Raw genomic sequence first — 4,887 nt, 5'->3', positions numbered from 1 at the left:
GTGGGGCGTGGGCCATGGGGGCTCCTTCTCGGCCCGCGCCCGCGCCGGGGGCGGGCCACCGTATCGCAGTCCGCACCTTGACGGTCTCTCGTGTACGCCGCATGGTCGAGAGCACGACGATGTGAAGCGATGTGAAGATGCCATGCCGCCACGGCGTACCCGCCCCGTCGCCAACCGGGCGCTCGCCGCGATGATCGAGCAGACCGGCTGGACGCACGCCGCCATCGCGCAGCACGTCAACGCCGTAGCCGCCGAGAGCGGGCGCGCGACGCACTACGACCGTTCGGCGGTGGGGCACTGGCTGAACGGCACGGTGCCGCGCCCCGAGGCGGTGCACGCCGCGGTCGAGGCGTTCCGCCGCCGCCTCGGCCGTCCCGAGCTCACCCCGGCCCACCTCGGCTGGCCGGATCCGGCGCACGCGCCGCCGCCCGATGACCCGTGGCGCGGCGACCCGGTGGCCCGGCTGGCCACGCTGGGGGAGGACGACCTGCTCAACCGCCGCACCGTGCTGACCGCGGGCACGTTCACGCTGGCGGTGTTGTCGAGCCTGTCGGCGCGCGCCGGGCGGCACCGCCGCGTCCCGGCCCGCGCGGGGGCGGGCGACGTGGCCCGCATCCGCGCCGCCACCGCGGGCTTCGCCGACCTCGACGACCAGTACGGCGGCGGCCACGCCCGCTCCGCCGTCGCCGCCTACCTGTCGCGCGAGGTCACGCCGCTGCTGCGCGAGGCGACCGGCCGTGCCAGGCCGGACCTGTTCACGGCCGCCGCCGAGCTCGCCTACCTGGCGGCGTACATGGCCATGGACGCGGGGGCCAACGCCCTGGCGCAGCGGTACTACGTCAGCGCCGTCCGGCTCGCGGACGAGGCCGGCGACCTCGTCCTGCGCGCGACGGCGTTACGCAGCATGGCCGTGCAGGCCGCCGAGCTGGGCCACGACGGCGAGGCGCTGGCGCTGGCCGAGGCCGCCGCCTCCGCGCTCGGCCGGCACGGCCCCCGGCGCACGCTGGCCTGGATCACCGGCATGCGCGCCGAGGCGCACGCCGCCACCGGCACCCGCCGGGACGCGCTCACCCTGCTGCGCCACACGGAGACCCAGCTCGAACGCGCCGACTCCCCACCCGAGAGCGAGTGGACGGGCAACTACCGCCGCGAGTCGCTGGAGCACCAGATCGGCCTCACGCTCACCCGGCTCGGCGACCACGCCACCGCCGCCCGCCACTTCGAGGCGTCCATGAACGCCCGCCGCTCGGTCGAGCTGCGCACCCGTACGCTGATCGGCCTGCGGGCCGCGCACGCCCGCCTGCGCGCGGGCGACCTCGACCGGGCCGCCGCCACCGCGCTGGGGCTGCGCGACGACGTACGGCTGATCGCCTCGGCCCGCGTGCGCGACGAGCTGCGCCGCCTGCGCGCCGGCTGGCAGCCGCACCGCGCGAGCCCCCTGGTGGCCGAGGCCGACCGCGTGCTCGCCGCGGCCGGCCGCACCCGCCTGGCGTGAGCCGGTCGACCCCGTTCAGAGCCCGTTCAGAGCGGCCCGTGAGCAGCAGCCCGTGAGCGGCCCGTCAGAGCGGCCCGGCGAGCCGCGTTCGACGTGACCTCACACCGGCACGACGGTGCGTGCCGCGACCAGTTCGCCGTCCTGGAAACCCGCCACGCGGATCACCCGGGCCGATCCCGCACCCGTCACGGGCACCGTCACGACCTCCGCCGTCACGTCCGCCGACGCGCGGGGCCGGCCGTCCACGTAGACGTCGGCCCGGTCCACCAGGCGCGTCGTGAGCGTCAGGTCGTCGGCGCCCACCCGCACGTCCAGCCGCCGTACGGGACGCGCGCTCAGCAGCTCCGCCGCGCGGGCCAGCAGGTCGGCGTTGTCCTCCAGGACGTCGCGGCGGGTCATCCGGTGGCGGTGCGAGGGCACCACGCCGAGGTCCTCGACCGGGGTGCCGGCCAGCGCGTGCACCCGCAGCGTCCGCCGGATCGACACGCGCATGTTCGCCTGCCCGGGAAGCGGCAGGTACGGGCTGCCCTCCTCCGGCGAGGGCAGTTCCATGAGCAACTTGAGCAGCTCGTGCGTCCACACGTTGGCGCCGCCCGCGCCGGTGTTGTCGTCGGCGCCGAGGACGTCGCCGATCCCGTGGTCCTGGAAGCCGGCCGCGAAGATGTCGGTCGCCGAGTAGCAGCGGGCGTCGGTGATCAGCACGACGGGGCCGAAGTACTGCTGGCCGATCGCGTTGGCCCCCGCCACCGGGGTGATCGGGAAGCCACCGGAGTAGACGGAGCCGGTCTCCAGCGCCTGGTTCATCGACGGGCACCACGGGCCGAGGTCGATCTCACCGGTCGGGTTCTCCTCGTGCCGGCCGCACAGGCGCACGTTCAGCGGCGTCGTCACGAACTGCGCGGGCTCCGGCGTGATCGGGTGCGGCGTGAGCGTCTGCAGCAGGAACTCGGCGGCGTGGATGTGGCCGCCGCCGTTTCCGCGCACGTCGAGGACGAGCCCGTTCTGCGGCAGCAGCCGCGCCAGCCGGACGAACTCGGCGACGAACTCGCCCGGGTCGTTGACGTTGAAGCTGAACACGCGGAGGTGCCCGAACGTGCCCGACGGCGTGACGATGCTCCTGGCCCGGAAGATCGACGGCATGGTCGTCGGAAGCTCGGCGCCCGGCTCGGCGGGCTCGGCCGTGAGCCGGGCGTCGGGCACGGTCTCGTGCGCGGTGGCGACCTGGGGGACGTACAGCTTCCTGACGGCCCGGCCGATCTCGTCGGTGCCGAGGTCGAGGCCCTGGGCGACGGCCGCGGCGGTGAGCCGGTCGGCGTCCACGAAGGACGGCAGGTTGTCGGTGACGCGCCAGCCTTCGCGCAGCTCGCGGACGATCCCGTCGGCGTCGACGTAGGTGAGGACGACCCACGACTCCTCCGGCGGCACGTGCAGGACCAGCGGCCGGATGGTCAGCGACTCCAGGCCGCGCGCGTGCCGGGCCGCCGGGTTGCCGCCCGCGCACCTCGCCGCGTTCGCCTCCACCGCCCGGTCGATCGGCACGCCGTTCCAGTGGGTCACCGCCACGCCCGGCCCGAACCCCGGCGCCTCGAACCCCTCCACGGTCATCGTCACCACGTAGTGGCGCTCTTCGCCGGTGTGGTACTCCTCGATCAGGTACGGCAGGTAGGCGACCTTGCTCGCGTACGGCTCGGGGAGCAGGTAGTTGGTGTGCAGGTCGCGTACGGAGTGGAAGACCTCCGACAGCTCGGCGTGGAAGCGCCACTCGGGGCCCATGGTGGCGGGGGTCTGCCGGTTGAGCCGCTGGGCCAGCAGCCGCAGCCGCTGCACCGGGTTGACCGCGTGCATGGCCTCCTTCAGCGGCCGGTGCACGTAGTTGTGCTCGACGAGGACCAGCGCCTGCTGGACGAGGAGCCGCCTGTCGTCGAGCGTGAGCGTGTCGGCCGTGCGCAGGAAGTCCTGGAGCTCCTGTTTGGCCACCCCACCTGCCGGTTCGGTCATCTCGGCACCCCTCCTGGTCGTCGCCCGTCGCGATATCCGGAACGGTCTCACGGCACGGGGTGCCCCGCCATGGGAACGCAGTTATTTTACGAGTAAAACACCTGATAAACTTGGCGGCGATGAGTTCCCTCCCCTTTCGCCTGGTCAGGCCCCGTGTCCGCATGCCCGTCCGTTCGGCCCTGCGCCTGAGGCCGCTCGGCGACGTCTGGCACAAGCACGCCGTCAGCGCGGTGGTGGCGCTCGCCCTCGCGATGCTCACCCTGTACGCGCTGGACCGACTCGACCTCGTCCTGTACGCCGCCGGCGGGGGCATGTGCGCCCTGTACGCGCACGGCCTGCCGTACGCCGCCCGTGCGCGGGCGCTGGCCGGGGTGGTGGCCGGGATGGCCGGCAGCATGGCCGCCGGGCTCGTCACCGCGGCGCTCACCGACTCGGTCGCCGTACGGGTCCTGGTGGCGGCGCTGCTCGCCGGGCTGCACAAGGCGGCCTGCGACGCCACCAGGATCGGACCGCCGGGGAACGTCGTGCTCACGTTCATCACGGCCGGCGCCGTCTTCGTGCCCGAACAGCGGCTCGCCGACGTCCCGCCGCACGTGGGGGTCTGCCTGGCGGCCGGCGCGGTGGCCTGGCTGGTCGGCATGTCCCCCTGGCTCGCCCGCCCGGACGGCCCCGAACGCATCGCCGTAGCCCGCGCCCTCGAATCCACCGCCCACCTCCTCCACACCCGCACGGATGCCGCCGCCGGTTCCGGCAGTTGGGCTGGCGGCGGTGGACCTGAGCGGAATGGTGTCACCCCGCCTGGATCTGAGCGGGATGGTGTGCCTGCGGGTGAAAGGGAGCGGCATGACGCTCTGTTGCGGGCTCGGCATGACGCTGCTGCCGCCGTGAATGCGGCCTGGCAGACGCTCTTGCGCGCGGGCGTTCCCCGGGACGGGCTCCGGCGCATCCTCGTCCGCGCCGAGTCGGCCGCCGCGGGGTCGCCGGCGCTCGCCGTCGACGCCGACACGCTCATGACGTGGGCGTTCGACCTGCGCAAGGGGCGCCCCCTCCCCGAGCCGCCGCCCGGAGACGCGCTGACGACCGCGACCGAGCAGGCCGAACTGGCCGGCATCGCCGCCGAGCACCCCTCCACGGAGCCCGCCACCGCCGTGCGTCCGGTGCGTCGCACCGACGGCGGGGAGCCCCGGCGGGCCCGCGATGGCGTCGCCGCGGGGGAGACGTGCGGGCGCGGTGCCCGTGCCCACCTGGCGCATGCGATGGCGCGCAACCGGGCTGTGGTGTCGCGGGTGTGGTTGGGGATGCGGGCCGGTGGGGCCGCCGGGACGAGGGCTGCGGTGGACGTGCCGCGGGGGATGGCTGCCGTGCGCTTGGGGATGACGCGGTCTGTGGTCTCG

The 4,887-nt window shown here is 74.7% G+C and carries 2 protein-coding genes and 1 pseudogene; 2 read left to right on the top strand and 1 reads right to left on the bottom strand.

The genetic code is table 11. From position 1 onward, the window contains the following. The first annotated feature begins 142 nt into the window (after positions 1–142). On the top strand, positions 143–1,495 hold the full coding sequence (locus tag C1J01_RS46245) for an NsdA family TPR-like regulatory protein (protein WP_235855126.1): 1,353 nt from the start codon (positions 143–145) through the stop codon (positions 1,493–1,495). 99 nt (positions 1,496–1,594) lie between these two features. Here C1J01_RS46245 and C1J01_RS46240 read toward each other — a convergent pair whose 3' ends face one another. Next, positions 1,595–3,493 carry a S41 family peptidase gene (locus C1J01_RS46240; RefSeq protein WP_111185344.1) on the bottom strand — a complete coding sequence of 633 codons (1,899 nt, stop codon included), beginning with the start codon at positions 3,491–3,493 and terminating at the stop codon, positions 1,595–1,597. Positions 3,494–3,654: 161 nt separating this feature from the next. Here C1J01_RS46240 and C1J01_RS46235 point away from each other — a divergent pair. Further along, positions 3,655–4,887, top strand: a pseudogene (locus tag C1J01_RS46235) (hypothetical protein); the annotation flags it as partial.

Source organism: Nonomuraea aridisoli (assembly GCF_003236395.1).
Taxonomy (GTDB): Bacteria; Actinomycetota; Actinomycetes; order Streptosporangiales; family Streptosporangiaceae; genus Nonomuraea; species Nonomuraea aridisoli.
The sequence above is the reverse complement of the archived record's forward strand: the minus strand, read 5'-3'. Positions and strand labels throughout refer to the sequence as shown.